19 protein-coding genes are annotated in these 15,973 nt (G+C 66.9%); 9 read left to right on the top strand and 10 right to left on the bottom strand.

Annotation, left to right across the window (positions count from 1 at the left end):
* Positions 1–17: 17 nt before the first annotated feature.
* From atpD to SK571_RS29775, 10 genes are all read right to left on the bottom strand, one after another.
* Positions 18–1,454 carry a F0F1 ATP synthase subunit beta gene (gene atpD / locus SK571_RS29820; protein ID WP_090066617.1) on the bottom strand — a complete coding sequence of 479 codons (1,437 nt, stop codon included), beginning with the start codon at positions 1,452–1,454 and terminating at the stop codon, positions 18–20.
* Positions 1,447–2,361: a F0F1 ATP synthase subunit gamma gene (locus SK571_RS29815; RefSeq protein ID WP_319987399.1), complete on the bottom strand. Its 915-nt coding sequence runs from the start codon at positions 2,359–2,361 to the stop codon at positions 1,447–1,449. The genes atpD and SK571_RS29815 overlap by 8 nt, the downstream gene beginning before the upstream one ends.
* Positions 2,362–2,369: 8 nt before the next feature.
* Positions 2,370–4,016: a F0F1 ATP synthase subunit alpha gene (atpA, locus tag SK571_RS29810; protein WP_090066619.1), complete on the bottom strand. Its 1,647-nt coding sequence runs from the start codon at positions 4,014–4,016 to the stop codon at positions 2,370–2,372.
* A 46-nt stretch (positions 4,017–4,062) separates the two neighbouring features.
* Complete coding sequence (locus SK571_RS29805) at positions 4,063–4,896, bottom strand: F0F1 ATP synthase subunit delta (protein WP_319987470.1); 834 nt, start codon at positions 4,894–4,896, stop codon at positions 4,063–4,065.
* A gap of 3 nt (positions 4,897–4,899) precedes the next feature.
* Positions 4,900–5,445, bottom strand: coding sequence for a F0F1 ATP synthase subunit B (locus SK571_RS29800; protein ID WP_266038117.1), 546 nt, complete (start codon positions 5,443–5,445; stop codon positions 4,900–4,902).
* Positions 5,446–5,476: 31 nt separating this feature from the next.
* On the bottom strand, positions 5,477–5,725 hold the full coding sequence (locus tag SK571_RS29795) for an ATP synthase subunit c family protein (protein ID WP_319987398.1): 249 nt from the start codon (positions 5,723–5,725) through the stop codon (positions 5,477–5,479).
* A gap of 64 nt (positions 5,726–5,789) precedes the next feature.
* Positions 5,790–6,566: a F0F1 ATP synthase subunit A gene (gene atpB / locus SK571_RS29790; protein WP_319987397.1), complete on the bottom strand. Its 777-nt coding sequence runs from the start codon at positions 6,564–6,566 to the stop codon at positions 5,790–5,792.
* 149 nt (positions 6,567–6,715) lie between these two features.
* Positions 6,716–7,162, bottom strand: a complete 447-nt coding sequence (locus SK571_RS29785) for a hypothetical protein (RefSeq protein WP_319987396.1) — start codon at positions 7,160–7,162, stop codon at positions 6,716–6,718.
* 103 nt (positions 7,163–7,265) lie between these two features.
* Entirely contained in the window at positions 7,266–8,408 is a 1,143-nt protein-coding gene (locus SK571_RS29780) for a glycosyltransferase family 4 protein (RefSeq protein ID WP_266038120.1), read from the bottom strand.
* An 81-nt stretch (positions 8,409–8,489) separates the two neighbouring features.
* Positions 8,490–9,140 (bottom strand): L-threonylcarbamoyladenylate synthase, encoded by a 651-nt coding sequence (locus SK571_RS29775; protein ID WP_319987395.1) that lies wholly within the window; start codon positions 9,138–9,140, stop codon positions 8,490–8,492.
* A 267-nt stretch (positions 9,141–9,407) separates the two neighbouring features.
* On the opposite strand from SK571_RS29775, the gene SK571_RS29770 reads away from it, so the two are divergent.
* The 9 genes from SK571_RS29770 to SK571_RS29730 all read left to right on the top strand — a co-directional run bounded on the left by SK571_RS29770 (position 9,408) and on the right by SK571_RS29730 (position 15,865).
* Positions 9,408–9,854: a type VII secretion target gene (locus SK571_RS29770; protein WP_319987394.1), complete on the top strand. Its 447-nt coding sequence runs from the start codon at positions 9,408–9,410 to the stop codon at positions 9,852–9,854.
* Positions 9,855–9,883: 29 nt separating this feature from the next.
* Entirely contained in the window at positions 9,884–10,384 is a 501-nt protein-coding gene (locus SK571_RS29765) for a DUF3558 domain-containing protein (protein WP_319987393.1), read from the top strand.
* Positions 10,385–10,405: 21 nt separating this feature from the next.
* A complete protein-coding gene (locus SK571_RS29760) occupies positions 10,406–11,659 on the top strand; it encodes a hypothetical protein (RefSeq protein ID WP_319987392.1) in 1,254 nt (417 codons plus the stop codon).
* Positions 11,656–12,408: an ESX secretion-associated protein EspG gene (locus tag SK571_RS29755; protein WP_319987391.1), complete on the top strand. Its 753-nt coding sequence runs from the start codon at positions 11,656–11,658 to the stop codon at positions 12,406–12,408. The genes SK571_RS29760 and SK571_RS29755 overlap by 4 nt, the downstream gene beginning before the upstream one ends.
* A complete protein-coding gene (locus SK571_RS29750) occupies positions 12,405–12,884 on the top strand; it encodes a YbaB/EbfC family nucleoid-associated protein (protein WP_319987390.1) in 480 nt (159 codons plus the stop codon). Before SK571_RS29755 ends, SK571_RS29750 begins: the two co-directional genes overlap by 4 nt.
* Entirely contained in the window at positions 12,881–13,189 is a 309-nt protein-coding gene (locus tag SK571_RS29745) for a hypothetical protein (protein ID WP_319987389.1), read from the top strand. The genes SK571_RS29750 and SK571_RS29745 overlap by 4 nt, the downstream gene beginning before the upstream one ends.
* Positions 13,186–14,415, top strand: a complete 1,230-nt coding sequence (locus tag SK571_RS29740; protein ID WP_319987388.1) for a hypothetical protein — start codon at positions 13,186–13,188, stop codon at positions 14,413–14,415. Before SK571_RS29745 ends, SK571_RS29740 begins: the two co-directional genes overlap by 4 nt.
* Positions 14,412–15,017, top strand: coding sequence for a hypothetical protein (locus tag SK571_RS29735; protein ID WP_319987387.1), 606 nt, complete (start codon positions 14,412–14,414; stop codon positions 15,015–15,017). The genes SK571_RS29740 and SK571_RS29735 overlap by 4 nt, the downstream gene beginning before the upstream one ends.
* A 218-nt stretch (positions 15,018–15,235) precedes the next feature.
* Positions 15,236–15,865, top strand: a complete 630-nt coding sequence (locus SK571_RS29730) for a hypothetical protein (protein WP_319987386.1) — start codon at positions 15,236–15,238, stop codon at positions 15,863–15,865.
* Positions 15,866–15,973: the final 108 nt, after the last annotated feature.

Here is a 15,973-nt window from a genome sequence, read left to right as displayed (position 1 = left end):
CTGTCACCAGCTACGAATCAGTTGCCGGCCAGCTTCTTGGCGTTGGCCTCGACGTCGTCCAACCCGCCGCAGGAGAAGAACGCCTGCTCCGGGTAGTGGTCGAACTCGCCCTTGCACACGCGGTCGAACGCCTCGATCGTGTCCTTGATGGGCACGAAGGAGCCGGGCTGACCGGTGAACTTCTCGGCCACGATGAAGTTCTGGCCGAGGAAGCGCTCGAGACGACGCGCGCGACCGACGAGGACCTTGTCCTCCTCGGAGAGCTCGTCCATACCGAGGATGGCGATGATGTCCTGCAGCTCCTTGTACTTCTGCAGGATTCGCTTCACCTCCTGGGCGACCCGGTAGTGCTCCTCGCCGACGATCGACGGCTCGAGGATTCGAGACGACGACGACAGCGGGTCGACGGCCGGGTAGATGCCCTTCTGGGAGATCGGACGGGAAAGCTCCGTCGTCGCGTCCAGGTGGGCGAAGGTCGTCGCCGGGGCGGGGTCGGTGTAGTCGTCCGCGGGCACGTAGATGGCCTGCAGCGAGGTGATCGACCTACCGCGCGTCGAGGTGATGCGCTCCTGGAGCTCACCCATCTCGTCCGCCAGCGTCGGCTGGTAACCCACGGCCGAAGGCATGCGGCCCAGCAGGGTCGACACCTCGGAACCGGCCTGGGTGAACCGGAAGATGTTGTCGATGAAGAGCAGCACGTCCTGGTTCTGCACGTCGCGGAAGTACTCCGCCATCGTGAGAGCGGACAGCGCGACGCGCATACGCGTGCCGGGCGGCTCGTCCATCTGACCGAAGACCAGGGCGGTGTCGCTGAGAACGCCCATCTCCTCCATCTCGAGGAGGAGGTCGGTGCCCTCACGGGTGCGCTCACCGACGCCGGCGAACACCGACGTACCGGAGAACTCACGCGCGATACGCGTGATCATCTCCTGGATGAGCACGGTCTTGCCGACACCCGCGCCGCCGAACAGGCCGATCTTGCCACCCTTGACGTACGGGGTGAGCAGGTCGATGACCTTGATGCCGGTCTCGAGGATCTCGGTCTTGCCCTCGAGCTGGTCGAAGGCGGGCGCCTTGCGGTGGATGCCCCACTGCTCGCCGTCCCGGCCGAGGCCGGGCACGTCGAGGCAGTCACCGAGGGCGTTGAAGACGTGGCCCTTGACGACGTCGCCGACGGGGACCGAGATGGCCTTGCCGGTGTCGGTCACGGTCGCACCGCGCACCAGACCGTCGGTCGGCTGCATCGAGATGGTGCGGACCAGGTTGTCGCCGAGGTGCTGAGCGACCTCGAGGGTCAGCGTCTTGGCGACGGCCTCGAAGGTGATCTCGGCGTGGCAGGCGTTGAACAGCTCTGGCACGGCGCCGCGCGGGAACTCCACGTCGACGACCGCACCGATCACCCGGACCACACGGCCGGTGCGGGTGGTGGTGGCAGTAGCACTCATGTCAGTCATCACTTCCTGCGCCACCGGTAAGCGCGGAGGCGCCACCGACGATCTCGCTGATCTCCTGGGTGATCTGGGCCTGACGGGCCGAGTTCGCCGCCCGGCTGAGGTTGCGCACGAGCTCCGTCGCGTTGTCCGTCGCCGCCTTCATGGCCGTACGACGAGCCGCCGACTCCGAAGCCGCCGCCTCCAGCATGGCCGAGAACAGCCGCGTCTTCACGTACTTGGGCAGCATCGCTCCGAGCAGCGCTTCCGCACTGGGCTCGAAGTCGTACACCGCGCGCGGGCCCTTGGGGGTCTCACCGGTGTACTCGACGTCCATCGGCGCGATCCGCCTGGCGGTCGGCGTCTGGCTCAGCATGGACTTGAACTCGGTGTACACGACGTGGATCTCGTCCACGCCCTGCGCACCGTTCTCCGTGCCCTCCAGGAACGCCTCCACCAGCGCGTCACCGGCCTCGACGGCGTTGACGTAGTGCGGGGTCTGGGAGAACCCGCTCCACGACGCGGTGACCTCGCGACGGCGGAAGTTGTAGTACCCGATCGCCTTGCGGCCGGTCACGTACAGCACCGGCTCCTTGCCCTCGGACTTGAGCAGCTGGATCAGCTGCTCAGCGGCCTTGAGCACGTTCGCGTTGTAACCACCGCACATGCCCTTGTCACTGGTCACGACCAGGACGGCGGCACGCTTGGGGTTCTCCCGTTCCGACAGCAGCGGGTGGTCGAGGTTCGCCGAGGCCTCGGCCAACGCGGAGAGCACGTTCGTGATCTCGTCCGCGTAGGGGCGCGAGGCCGCGACCCTGGTCTGCGCCTTGGCGAGGCGAGACGTGGCGATGAGCTCGTACGCCTTCGTGATCTTCTTGGTCGAGTTGACCGTTCGGATCCGCTGGCGGAGCTCCCGAATCTGTGCGCCCATGGCTCAGATCACTTCTTGGTGGGCTCGGGCTTGTGGAGCTTCACCGATTCCTGGGCGACCTTGTCGGCGTCCATCGCCTTCTCGGGCGCCTCGTTGACGATCGTCGTGCCGTCCGAAGCGGTGAACTGCTTCTTGAACTCGGCCACGGCGGCGGCAACGCGCTTCTGCGAGTCCTCGGGGAACTTCTTGGTCTCGACGATGCTGCTCAGCACGTCCGCGTGGTTGCGGCGCAGCGAGTCCTTGAAGTCCGCGACGAACCGGCGGATGTCGGCGACGGGGACGTCGTCCAGGTGACCCTTGGTCGCGGCGAAGATCTCGACGACCTGCTCCTCGACGGGCACCGGGGAGTACTGGCCCTGCTTGAGCAGCTCGACCAGACGGGCACCGCGGTCCAGCTGGGCGCGCGACGCGGCGTCGAGGTCGGACGCGAACGCGGAGAAGGCCTCCAGCTCGCGGAACTGCGACAGGTCGAGACGCAGCGAGCCCGCGACGTCCTTCATCGCCTTGATCTGCGCGGCACCACCAACGCGGGAAACGGAGATACCCACGTTGACGGCCGGGCGGACACCGGCGTTGAACAGGTCGGACTCGAGGAAGCACTGACCGTCGGTGATCGAGATGACGTTGGTCGGGATGTACGCCGACACGTCGTTCGCCTTGGTCTCGATGATCGGGAGACCCGTCATCGAACCGCCGCCGAGCTCGTCCGAGAGCTTCGCGCAACGCTCGAGGAGACGCGAGTGCAAGTAGAAGACGTCGCCGGGGTAGGCCTCGCGGCCCGGCGGGCGGCGCAGCAGCAGCGAGATCGCGCGGTACGCCTCGGCCTGCTTGGTCAGGTCGTCGAAGATGATCAGGACGTGCTTGCCCTGGTACATCCAGTGCTGGCCGATGGCGGAGCCGGTGTACGGCGCCAGCCACTTGAAGCCGGCGGAGTCAGAAGCGGGGGCGGCGACGATCGTCGTGTACTCGAGTGCGCCCGCCTCCTCCAGCGCGGCCTTGACGCCCGCGATGGTGGAGCCCTTCTGGCCGATGGCGACGTAGACGCAGCGGACCTGCTGCTTCGGGTCGCCCGACTCCCAGGCCTTCTTCTGGTTGATGATCGTGTCGATGCAGACCGCGGTCTTGCCGGTCTTGCGGTCACCGATGATCAGCTGACGCTGACCGCGACCGATCGGGGTCATCGCGTCGATGGCCTTGATGCCGGTCTGCATCGGCTCGGACACCGGCTGACGCTGCAGCACGGACGCCGCCTGCAGCTCCAGGGCGCGGGTGTCGTCGGCGACGATGTCACCGAGGCCGTCGATCGGCGTGCCCAGCGGGTTGACGACACGACCGAGGAAGCCGTCGCCGACCGGCACGGACAGGACCTTGCCCGTCCGGCGGACTTCCTGGCCCTCTTCGATCTTGTCGAAGTCACCGAGGATGACCGCACCGATGTTGCGGACCTCGAGGTTCAGGGCGACGCCGAGGACGCCACCGGGGAACTCGAGCAGCTCGTTGGTCATCGTGCCCGGAAGGCCCTCGACGATGGCGATGCCGTCGTAGGTCTCGGAGACGGTACCGACCTCTTCCCGGCTGACCTCCGGGGAGTAGCTCGAGACGTACTTCTCGATCGCACTGCGGATCTCGTCCGACGAGATCGTCAGCTCCGCCATGTCGTTCCTGCTCTCACTTCTTCGTTCTTGGGAAAGGGCTCGGGGGCTAGCTGGCGAGATTGCGGCGCAGTGCCGCCAACCGGCCGGCGATGCTTCCGTCGATGATCTCGTCGCCGATCTTGATCGAGAGGCCGCCGCCCAGTGAGGGGTCGACCTCCACGTGCAGCGCGATCGGGCGCGAGTAGATCGTGGTCAGCGTCGCGGTCAAGCGGTCGACCTGCTCCGCGGTCAGCGCCACGGCGGACCGGACGTGCGCGACGGAACGCTGACGGCGCTTGGCCGCCAGGTCGGCGAGCTCGGAGAGCCCGTCCGCCACACGCACTCCGCGCGGGTTGCGAACCAGCTGGTCCACCAGCGTCTTGGTGACCGGGCTGACCTTCCCCTCGATCAGGGAGTCGACCAGCGCGACCTTGCCGGCTGCGTCACCGGCGGGGTCCGCCAGCAGCAGCTCGAGCTCGTTCGAACCAGCCACGATGCGGCCGAGCCGGAACAGCTCGTCCTCGGTCGAGTCCAGCTGGCCGTCGCGCTCGGCACGCACCAGCAGCGTGGTGCGGGCGAGCGACTCGACACCGTCCACGAGCTCGCGCGGGCTGGACCAGCGCGAGGTCACGACGGCGACCAGGATCTGCAGGGTCGCGTCGCTCACCTTGCCCGCGAACAGGCCGCGAGCCAGCTGCTCACGACCGGCCGCCTCGGACGAGGCGTCGGCGAGCGCGCCGCGCAGCGAGCGCTGACCGACCAGCAGGTCGAGCACGGCGAAGAGCTCCTCGCCGAGCTTGGCGAGGTCGTCCGTCGACGTGGTGGCGTCGGCCAGCTCCAGCAGCCGCAGTTCCGCGGCTGCCAGAGCTTCACGACTTGCGGCATGCAACGTCATCGGCAGCCTCTACTTGCTCGCGGGCGCCGCGACGGCGTCCAGCTCGTTGAGGAAGCGGTCGACGGTGCCACGGCGGCGGGAGTCGTCCTCGAGGGACTCGCCCACGACCTTGCTCGCCAGTTCGACAGCGGTGCGGCCGAGGTCGGCACGCAGCTCCGCGACGATCTGGGCGCGCTGAGCGTCCAGCTGGTGCTGGCCCTGCGCGACGATGCGCGCGGACTCGGCCTGCGCCTGCTCACGCATCTCCTCGACGATCTGCAGGCCCTCGGCCCGAGCGTCGTCGCGGATGCGCGCGGCCTCGGCGCGAGCCTCGGCCAGCTGCTCCTTGTACTGCTCGAGAGCACGCTGGGCTTCGGCCTGAGCCTGCTCAGCCTTCTCGATGCCACCCTCGATCTTGGCCGTCCGCTCCTCGTACAACGCCTCGAAGCGCGGTGAGACGAACTTCTTGATGACGAAGAGGAGGAGCAGGAACGCGACGAGACCGAGGATGATCTCCGAGGTGTGCGGGAGGACCGGGTTGACCGGCCCCTCCGCCGCCAGGATGAGGGTGTCCATCACGGTTTCTCCTAACGCGATCTGGATTCGGTCAGGCAGTCGCGATGAAGTAAACGACGAAGCCGATCAGCGCGAGGACCTCGACGATGGCGAAGGTGGTCCACGCGAGGCCGAGCAGCACGCCGCGGGCCTCGGGCTGGCGGGCGGTGCCGCTGATGACCGAGGAGAAGATCAGACCCACACCGATGCCGGGGCCGATCGCGGCGAGGCCGTAACCGATGGCCGCAAGACCCGGGTTGATGTTTCCGTCGAAGGCCTGGGCGATCTGGAGAGCGCTCACTGTTGCTGTTCCCTTTCCAACTCGGCCCGCGAGTGTTCGCGGATCGGAGGCTGTGTGCTGTTACTCAGTGCTCTTCTGCCAGCGCCATGCCGATGTAGCTGGCAGACAGCAGCGCGAAGATGTAGGCCTGCAGGCACATGATCAGTGCCTCCAGGAAGGTCAGCGCGATGGCGAAGGCGAAGGACACCGGCGCCACGATGACGGTCAGTCCGCCATTGAGCAGCAGGAACTCACCGGCCAGGGTGAACACCAGCAGCAGGAGGTGACCCGCGAACATAGCGGCGAAGACTCGGATCGCCAGCGTGAGCGGGTTCAGGATGAACTTCTGGAAGAACTCGATCGGGATCAGCAGCGGGAGCACGAACCACGGCGCGCCCGGCGGAACCGTCTGGTGCTTCAAGTAGCCCACGAAGCCGTGCCGCTTGAACCCGACGAAGTGGTACACCGGGTAAACAACGAGCAACGAAACGGCGAGCGGGAAGCCGATGTGGGACATCGTGGGGAACTGGACGATCGGGATGAGCCCGAACAGGTTGTTCACCAGGATGAAGGTGAAGATCGTGAGGATCAGCGGGATGAAGGGCTTGAAGTCCTTCGCACCGATCTGCTCCCTGGCAATGTTGTTGCGCCCGAAGTCGTAAAGCGACTCGGCGGCGAACTGGAACTTGCCGGGAACGACCTTGAGGTTGCGGGTCGCCGCAATGAAGAAGACGGCGATGATCACGATCGACAGCACCAGCAGGACCATCGGCTTCGTGACCGAGCCGAAGATCGGCGGGAGGAAGAAGTCCTTCACACCGGGAGCGACGAACTCGCCCCCCGAAGCCAGCAACTTGGTCACTGTGTTCCTTCCGGTTCTCCCGGCCGGCGTTCACTCCGCCGGGGGAATCGTCACGATCTGGACTTAACGTACCTTACGGTTCGCAAGCGACTACCAGAGGCACCCCTGCTATCGGGTGTCCCTGGTCTGCGCGGACCATATCAGCAGGTCTAGGCGCCTTCGGAGGCGGGCACGACCATCTGGCTACGGCTGCGCTTGGAGGCTCTGGCCTCCAGGAACGACGTGACGAGCACTGTCGCCACCAGGGTGATTCCCAGTGCCTTGGGTTCGAGCCACGACTGGTTGCGCAACAGGATCACCGCGAGCAGCAACACGAGCAGCTTGCCCATGAATCCGCCGAGTGCGGCGACCATCACGAACATCGGATCGAGCGCCGCCGTCTTGCGCATCAACAACAACGTGGCAAGGCTCGAACCGATGGCGATCGCACCACCGATCAATGACCCGAAGAGACCAGCGGTCCCCCAGATCACAGTTGACACGACGACGCCGAGGACAAACGTGCCGAGCGCGGCCCACGCGGCCTCGCGGAACATTTCCCCGGCGAGTCGCTGGACGGTCAGCTCGTGCGTGACAGCCTTGTCCGCGTCGCTCATGTCCCGAAGTCTAGGAACTCGCTTGTGAGACGCTGCGGGCAGCCCCTCGTTAACGACGGTTAAGCGGCCCCAAACAAGATGGCGCACCAATTTCCGGCGAACTTCAGGACTTGCTGCGAGCGTCCCTGAGCCGAGGGATCACCGAGACCACGAACGTCACGATCAGCCCGATGACGAAGCACGTGGCCACGATGATCGGGTCGAACAGCGTGAGTGCCACGGCGCCGAAGGCGAGAACGCCGGCCCACAAGTAGATGAGCAGCACAGCGCGGCGCTGCGAGTGCCCGATCTCCAGCAGCCGGTGGTGCAGGTGCATCTTGTCCGGGGAGAACGGGCTCTCGCCGCGTCGTGTGCGGCGGATGATCGCCATCAGCAGGTCGAGCAGCGGCACGAACAGCACCGCGGCGACCACGATCAGCGGCGAGAGCAGACCGAGCAGGTCGGCCGCGCTGCCGGTGGCCTGGTTGATCTTGCCCGACGCGCTGGTGGTGGCGGCGGCGAGCATGAGGCCGATGAGCATCGAGCCCGAGTCGCCCATGAAGATGCGCGCGGGGTTGAAGTTGTGCGGCAGGAAGCCCAGGCACGCACCCGCCAGGACGGCGGCGATCAGGGCCGGCGGGTAGGCCTCGACGGCGCCCTGGCGTTCGACCAGCAGACCGATCGAGAACGCGGCCGTCGCCGCGGCGGCGATGAGGCCGATGCCGGCGGCGAGTCCGTCGAGTCCGTCGACGAAGTTCATCGCGTTGATCATGGTGACTGCGAGCAGCACGGTCAGCAGCGCGCCCTGGTTCTGGTCGAGGGAGATGGTCGCGCCACCGTCCCACGGCACCCACGCGATCATCCACTGCAGACCGAACAGCACGAGGATGCCCGCGGCCGTGACCTGGCCGGCGAGCTTGGTGAGCGAGTCGAGCTCGAACCTGTCGTCGATCGCACCCACGAGCACGATGACGCCGCCCGCGACGATGACGCCCCACGGGTCGTTGGAGAAGTCGAACGCGGCCCGCAGCACCGGCAACTGGTGCGCCACGAACATGCCGGCCAGCACACCGCCGTAGATGGCGACACCACCCATGCGCGGCATCGGCTGCACGTGCACGTCCCGTTGCCGCGGGTAGGCCACCGCCCCGAGCCGGAACGCCATCGCGCGCACCAGGCCCACGAGCAGGAACGTCACGACGGCAGCGATCAACGCGACGAGCAGGTACTCGCGCACGGGAAGGATGAACGAGGATGCGGGCCCCACGGGCCTACCAATCAATCGGGGGTGTTCGGGGTGCTCGCCACGGTACCCGCGGCGACCATGATCAATTCTGGCAGCCGCCGGCTACCGCGCGACCTCGACCTCGATACCGAGCACCTCGTTGACGTCTTCCTTGGTGACCGCACCCTCGCGCAGGATCAGCGCGTCAGGCCCGGTGAGGTCGACGATGGTAGAGGCGATGTTCTCGCCACTAAGTCCACCGTCGAGGTACACGGGCACCGCGTCACCGAGCTGGTCACGAGCCTCCTGCGCACTGGACGCCGGCGCGTGCCCGGTCTTGTTGGCGCTGGACACGGCCATCGGACCGACGTCACGCAACAACTCCAGCGCAACGGGGTGCAACGGCATGCGCAGCATGACCGTGCCGCGCGTCTGCCCCAGATCCCAGGCCAAGCTCGGCGCGTGGGGCAGCACGATGCTCAACCCACCGGGCCAGAACGCCTCGATGAGGGCCCGCGCCTGCCTCGGCACGCTGAGAACCAGCCCGTCGATGGTGGTCCAGGACCCGACCAGCACGGGCACGGGCATGTCAGGCCCGCGCCCCTTGGCGTCGAGAAGACTCCGGACGGCTTCCGCGTCGAACGCGTCGCAGCCGATCCCGTAGACGGTGTCGGTGGGCAGGACGACAAGGCGCCCGCTCCGCACCGCACCGGCGGCGGCGGCAAGCCCTGCCGCGCGATTGCCCGGTTCGCTGCAGTCGTAGACCGTGCTCACCTCGGTGAGCCTAGCCAGCCTCCCCGACCTGGTGACGCAAGGCCCGCCCTATCCCACTCGGACGCGGGCCGGACCGGACGCTCTCCGAGACCCGAACAGCGGTCATGAACCTGCGCTTCGGTTCTCACTTCACGCGTCCACGTCCTCTCTGACCAGGTGAAGTTTCCGCCCGAACAGGCTGAGTAGTTCAACGCATCCCCCAAACGGCCGCACAACTGTAAGGTCATGGGTCGACCACAGAGCGCAATCGGGGAGGGTCGAGCTTCTGTGTCTGAAGAAGTGGTGACAAGCGGCAAGGTCGGCGGCTTTGCCGACAGGGCCTCTGGGGGCACTTGGGACGGCATCTTCGGCAGCGGCCTGAGCGCCGTCATGAACGCCGGCAAGGCCATCGCGGTAGCCGTGGAGACCCAGCAACTGTCCGTTGACCCGCACCTGGTCGACGCGATGATCAAGAAGTTGACCGAGATGAAGGACGCGATCGACGAGGTCCAGCAGAACGCTGCGGACCTCAGCATCGACACCAAACTCGGTGGCGGATACGCCGAGCAGATCAGCCAGAACAACAGGACCTTCGGTCGAGCCGCACAGCAGACGCTCAAGGATCTGGCCAAGGCAATTGACGATCTGAAGACGCAGATCGAGAAGAGCCGCGCCTCCTACACAGCAGCCGACCAGGGCTCTGCCGACTCGATCAAGAAACTCGACGGGAAATGATGAAGCGCATTCTCATCGCCACGATCGGCTTGGCCGCCCTCACTGCTGGATGCACCGGCAACACAGTCGGCGGCGATCCGGCTCCGACGAGTGGCGGTGCCACGCCCACCAGCAGTTCCGACTCAGCGGGACTGGAGGCAGTCAAGCCGTGCGACCTGCTCACCGAAGCCGAGGTTTCAGGCCTGGGCCTCACCTACCCAGGCAAGGCGTCGCAGGTAGGAACCTCTGACGGTTGTGCCTGGAACATCAGCGGCAACGGAGGCCTTCGCGCCGGCATCCGCACCAAGTCCGGGCTCAAGGACTTGAACCTCGATGGCGACAAGATCACGCAGACCAAGATCGGCAAGTACGACGCGACCAAGGTCGAGGCGCAGGACGGCGCCAAGAACATCTGCACCTTTGCGATCGGTGTGAGCGAGTCGTCCTCGGTAGTGGTGATCGGAAACCTCACCGCTACCTCAGAAGACACCGCTGCCGCCTGCGAACGGTCCTCGAAGGCCGCTGAGCTGATCGCACCGAAACTGCCGTAGCGCTGCCCGAGGGGGAATCTCATGGCACCCGTCAAACCCACCGTCCCACATCCGAACGCGAACTACCCCGGCCAGCCGCACGAAGAGATGAAGAAGCTGGTCACCGAGAAGTACGACCCCGGCGCCGCGAACCAGGTGATCGATGCCTGGGGAGCGCTGGGGACGCGCTTCAAGGAACTGGCCACGGACTTCAGCATTCTGGTCAACGGCTCGCAGTCGGCGTGGACGGGCAAGGCCGCCGAGGGGGTTCGGGCCGCGCTCAACAAGGTGGGGACGTTCGCGGACAACACCGGCGAGGGCTTCGTTCGCACCTCCGGTGCCATTGCGCAGCAACGGGATGCGGCGGTGCAGGCGAACCGCAGCATGCCTGAACCGGTCAGCTTCAGTCCGCTGGACATCATGAAGAAGTACGCCGCCCCCTCGGTCATCTTCCCGCCTGCCATGGTCGGCGCACCGTTCGAGATGCTCTCCAAGCACAACGAACAGCAGGAGGCGAAGGCCGAAGCCGTGCAGGTCATGCAGACGCGTGACAACACGATGATGTCGGCGGCGATGTCCATGCCCGCCATGGAAACCACTCCGCAGGTCACGCAGGACCAGGGCGTCACGCAGACGAGCAGCACCACCAGCACGAGCAGCCTGAGCAACGTCAACACCAACCAGCAGTTCGGCAACAACAGCACCACGGGCATGCCGTCGATGCCGCCGGGTTCCAACAACGGCACGACCAGCACCGCGTGGGCAGCGCCTCAGGTCAAGGATCCGTCGCTGCAGCCCGGCAACAACAACCAGAACAACCCCGGCGGCCAGAACCGGCCGCCGTTCACCCCGCCCGGCATGCTGCCTCCCGGTGTGCGGCCGCCCGGCGGCGGTCTGCAAGGACGTCCTCCCGGTGGTGGTCCGGGCATGCGTCCCGGCGGTCCCGGAGGCGGCGGTTCCGGTGGCGGCGCAGGTGGTCGCGGCATGGGCCCTGGCGGCATGGGGCCTGGCGGCATGGGTGGTGCGGGCGCCGGGCGTGGCATGGGCAGCTTCGGTCCCGCCACTCCCGGTGGCAGCGCCGGCGTCGCGGGTGGTCCGGGCGGCGCTGCGGGCGCCGGTGGTGCTGGTGCCGCGGGCCGTGGTGGCGCCGCCGGTGCGGGTGGCATGGGTGCCGGGGGTGGCGCCGGTGCCGGGGGCGGCGAGGAGGACAAGGAGCACAAGTCCAACTACCTGATCCCGACCGACGAGTTCTTCGACGACGATCGCATGGTCGCGCCGCCGGTGATCGGCGGATGAAGCAGATCGCGCAGCTCTCCCTGCCCGCGTTCGAGGTCCTCTGGGAGGACCTGCGGGCGGGGAGCATCCCGTACCCCTTCGACATCAGCCAGCACGGTGAGACGCTCGACGAGCGCGCCCGCATCAAGGCCGCCGTGCACGCTGATCTCGAACGCCGGAACCTGGCTCGGCGCGGCAGGCCTGAGCCTGATCTCGAGGACGCGCTGAACCTGTTGGCGCGCCCCGAACTCCGCGTGATCGCGCTCTGCATCCCGGACATGAACCAGCAGAAACTCGTTCGCGCCAGCGTGGTGGCGCGCGGCGGCTATGCGGTGCTGGTCGTCCAGGAGGACACCGCCGTCAGGCTGAGCCTGGTGCAGCCCAACGAGATCGCCACCTGCCTCGCGAACGCCATGCCGCACGGCAGGCCGGGGCCGGGCAAGCTCGTGACCGTGCCGGCGCAGGCCTTCGAAAGCCGTCCGCAGCAACAAGAAGGCTTCCGGCAGTCGGTCCGCACGGCGGAGAGCGACGAGGTCCGCATCGCCAAGCAGATGCTGACCGGCCCGGCCATCGGCAACGGCCACTTCCTCGTGCAGATGGGACAGGGCCGCACCAAACGGGACTTCCCGCCGGTCACGTGGATCGACACGAACCAGGGCCGCTACTCCAACGTCGAGACCCGCAAAGGCTGGTTCACGATCAGCCCCGCCGACAACATGGGACTGGCACGACACCTCGGACAGGTGCTGGCGATGACGAGCGAGCGATGAACCCCGAGCAGATGATCGCGGACCTCGAGTCCAAGGCCCAGCAGCTCCAGCAACGCTCCCAGCAGATGCAGGAGCAGATCCAGCAGGCCAGCAGCACCGTCACCTCCCCCAACGAGGCGGTGACGGTCCAGGTCGCACCGAACGGCGCGTTGCAGCACATCGAGTTCTCGCCCGTCGCGATGCGCCTGACGCACGTGCAGCTGAGCCAGCTCGTGATGCAGACCGTGCAGAAGGCCCAGATCCAGGCCGCCGAGCAGGTCGCGTCCATCGTGGAGCCCGAGTTCGGTGGCACCGAGGCGATGGACTTCCTGCGCAGCTTCATCCCGCAGCCGGTGGAAGAAGAAGCGCCGCCACCGCCCGAGGAGGGTCAGGTCATGCGCGAGGTCTCGTGGAACGAGCCCGCGCAGAAGCCGGCCCCACGACCGCAACGGCCGGCGGATGATGACGACGACGGCTTCGGGAGCGTGCTCCGATGACCGGCCCGGGCTTCGGAGTCGACCCGGTCGAACTCCTCAAGTTCGCGAAGGGCCAGCGCACGCGGGAAGACGCACTGGACGCCATCGGAAACAAAGCGGCCGTGGTCGACCTGGGCGGCGACACGTTCGGCCAGTTGCTGTCCTTCTTCGCCGCGAACACCCAGGAGTGGGCGCAGGGCACCACCGCCGCGATCAGGGAGCTCGCCACCGCTGTCGGCAAAGCCTCCGAAGACACCGTGGCCACGGCAGAGACCTACGAATCCCATGAAGACGCGAACCGCACCAGGTTCGGAGGTCCTCGATGAGCTGGACCGGCTTCGGCGATGGAGCCTTGCACACCGACAACTACGCGGGCGCAGGCCCTGTCGAGTCGTTGGCTCAGACCATCGACTCGGCGATGCGCCTCGGAGAAGGAGACGTCGCCGAGTTCGGCATGAACGCGGCCGCGCTCGGCCTCGACGTGCTGGGCGCCATCATGGATCCAGTGGGCGCGCTCGCCACCGCCGGCATCGGCTGGCTGATCGAACATCTCAGCTTCCTGCGCGAACCGCTCGACTGGTTGGCCGGCAACGGCGACAAGATCAAGGCTGCTGTCACCACGTGGAACCAGGTCGCGGCCGAACTCCACAACATCGGCGAGCAACAGGACAAGGCCGTCAAGAGCGAGCTTCCGTGCTGGGAGCAGGGCACCGCGGCCGAGCGGTTCCGGCAGAGCCAGGGCGAACTGGCCGCCGAGATCGCGATGGTGTCGAAGATGAGCACCTACGTCGCATCCGAGGTCGCGACCGCAGGCACCATCACGGCGGCGATCCGCGGCATGATCCGCGATCTCATCGCGCTGTTCATCTGGGAAGTCATCCGCAACGCGGTCATCGCGCTCGCGTCGTCGGTGGTGTCGCTGGGCAGCTCGATCGCAGCGTTCTCGGCATGGGCCGTCGGGCGTGGTGCTGTGGTGCTCGGCAAGATCACGCAACAGCTGGCCAAGCTGGTCAGGCTCGTCATGCGGATCATGAGCCGAGTGAAGGGCCTGTTCGGACAACTGGGCGACGCCCTCAAGCGCCTCGGCAGGTTCGGCAAGAGCGGCGGCTCGAGCGCACCGCATGCGCCGCGAACCCCGTCGACACGGGGAGACGGCCTCGCGGATGCGGGCAAGCGGCTGGAGGACTGGGGCAACACGCGCCCGTCGCTCAGCGACGCCGGCGACAAGCTCAAGCAGGCCGGTCGCGAGTTCAAGGACGGCTACGGAGACGCGGGCAACGTCTGGAAGAACAAGTACGAGGAACCCTGGAGCAACAGGGAGCACGTCAAGAGGGTTTCCGAGCACTCCCAGGACGCGGTCGGGGCTTACACGCCCTACAAACCGCGCACGCGCCCGGACGGCACGGTGACGCCGCACTCGATGCCCAACATCGAGGACGGAGGCTGGGTCGCCAAAGCGACGGCAGACCATCTCCGTGAGTGGGCGAAGTACGACGAGTTGGAGAACCAGGGCCGAACGTTTCCGAGACAGCAAGGGTCGTTGGACGAGTGACCCGCACCAGACCCGAGCTCCAGCCGAGGGCACTTGTTCGCACAGGCCTGCTCGCCTCGGGAATCATCGCGGGCAGCTTCCTGTTCATGGCGGTCGGCAAGGCCTTCATCCTCGTGGCGTTCGCCATGGTCGCCTGCTTGATCTTTTACGTCCTCGCTGTCGGGGGCTACCGGCCCAGGCCGTCGAGGTGGGCCGGTCTTCCCGCGATGGTGATCGGCATCGTCACCGTCTTCCCCTCGAACGTCGGCAGTCATTCGTTGTGGCTCACCGCGTTCGGGGAGAACTTGCACTGCAACGTCATCAGCATCCAGGAACACCCCGGCCGACGCGGCCCCACGACGTACAGCAACGAACTGCGGTGCGGCGACCGGCAGGTGCACTACACGCCGACGTCGTCCCGCTCAGCTCGGAACCCCGGCGCGGAGATGGACATCGTCGTCGACAGGACGGGGTTCGTCCCCAACCTCGAACCCGACAAGGTGGGGCTGGGGCACAGCCTGATGTTGCTCGTCGCCCTGCTCATGAACGGCGTGTTCATCTTCCTCGTCGCCTGGCTCCCGGTTCGTGAACCCACCCAGGCCACGGCGAAGAAGCAGGAGTAGGGCGCACACGCGAAGCAACACTTGCAACCTCCGCCTCTGCCTGCTGCTCATGGGGCTCGGCGGGTTCGTCGTCAACGGCGCGGTCGCTGGGCGATCGCGGGTGCGCCAGTGGTCCCGCTGACTGCCGCCTGGGGCCGTCGGCTCCGTCCTCCTCGCGCTCAGGGCGCCCCGAAGGGAATCGTGGAAGAAGCGGCAGGCATCTCTGCGGAAGACTTCGTGTGACCTCCTCAGCCGACCAGCCGCGCCGCAAGGGCCGGAACAGCTGGGCCGCGCTCCTGGCCGCGGCGCTCGCTTGTGCGATCGCGGCACCGGTTCTGGCGATGAAGGGCGATCTGACATCACTCATCGCCATCACCATCGCGTTGGCCAGTGGAGGTACGGCCTGGTTCGCGACGGCACGACTGCGGCCGTGGAGCCGTACTACCGCATGGGCGATGCTCGTCGTGGTTGCGATCGCCTTCGTGTCCTCGATGGGCATGAAGTCCCTGTGGCTCTCGGTTCATGGAGAGCCGGCGAACGGATGCGTGGTGACCAAGGAGTCGTCCCACACGCCTCGCCGATCGCCGACCTACTTCTGGAACGAGCTCAGCTGCGGCTCGTCGCAGATCACCTATCGCCCCAGCCCGGGGCACTCGGCGAAGAAGGTCGGCGAACGGATCGACCTGGTGGTCGACCCCACCGGGCTCGCGGGATACGCGGAGCCGGACACGATCAAGCCGTGGGTCAGCGCACTGGTGGGTCTGGCAACTGCTGCGGGTGTCGTCCACGTGGGTCTCGTGCTGTGGTGGCCTGCCAGGAGACGCGAGAAGAAGGCAGCCAAGCCCGAGGTCGACCGAGGCTTCCTCTAGGTAGGCGCACACGCGGTCACGCGCGAGGCGGCGGTTCCTCGTAGCGCGTGACCGCGTGCCCTCCCCGCGGAGAACATACGACCGTTTGGCCCCAATGACATCAAACGT

This window comes from Lentzea kristufekii (assembly GCF_033949925.1).
Classification (GTDB): domain Bacteria; phylum Actinomycetota; class Actinomycetes; order Mycobacteriales; family Pseudonocardiaceae; genus Lentzea; species Lentzea kristufekii.
The sequence above is the reverse complement of the archived record's forward strand: the minus strand, read 5'-3'. Positions and strand labels throughout refer to the sequence as shown.

Excerpts from the sequence above, each read along its gene's own strand:
- SK571_RS29785 (WP_319987396.1), bottom strand. The coding sequence starts at position 7,162 with ATGAGCGACGCGGACAAGGCTGTCACGCACGAGCTGACCGTCCAGCGA.
- SK571_RS29745 (WP_319987389.1), top strand. The coding sequence starts at position 12,881 with ATGACCGGCCCGGGCTTCGGAGTCGACCCGGTCGAACTCCTCAAGTTC.
- SK571_RS29800 (WP_266038117.1), bottom strand. The coding sequence starts at position 5,445 with ATGGACACCCTCATCCTGGCGGCGGAGGGGCCGGTCAACCCGGTCCTC.
- SK571_RS29760 (WP_319987392.1), top strand. The coding sequence starts at position 10,406 with ATGGCACCCGTCAAACCCACCGTCCCACATCCGAACGCGAACTACCCC.
- SK571_RS29755 (WP_319987391.1), top strand. The coding sequence starts at position 11,656 with ATGAAGCAGATCGCGCAGCTCTCCCTGCCCGCGTTCGAGGTCCTCTGG.
- SK571_RS29740 (WP_319987388.1), top strand. The coding sequence starts at position 13,186 with ATGAGCTGGACCGGCTTCGGCGATGGAGCCTTGCACACCGACAACTAC.
- SK571_RS29815 (WP_319987399.1), bottom strand. The coding sequence starts at position 2,361 with ATGGGCGCACAGATTCGGGAGCTCCGCCAGCGGATCCGAACGGTCAAC.
- atpA (WP_090066619.1), bottom strand. The coding sequence starts at position 4,016 with ATGGCGGAGCTGACGATCTCGTCGGACGAGATCCGCAGTGCGATCGAG.
- atpD (WP_090066617.1), bottom strand. The coding sequence starts at position 1,454 with ATGACTGACATGAGTGCTACTGCCACCACCACCCGCACCGGCCGTGTG.
- SK571_RS29750 (WP_319987390.1), top strand. The coding sequence starts at position 12,405 with ATGAACCCCGAGCAGATGATCGCGGACCTCGAGTCCAAGGCCCAGCAG.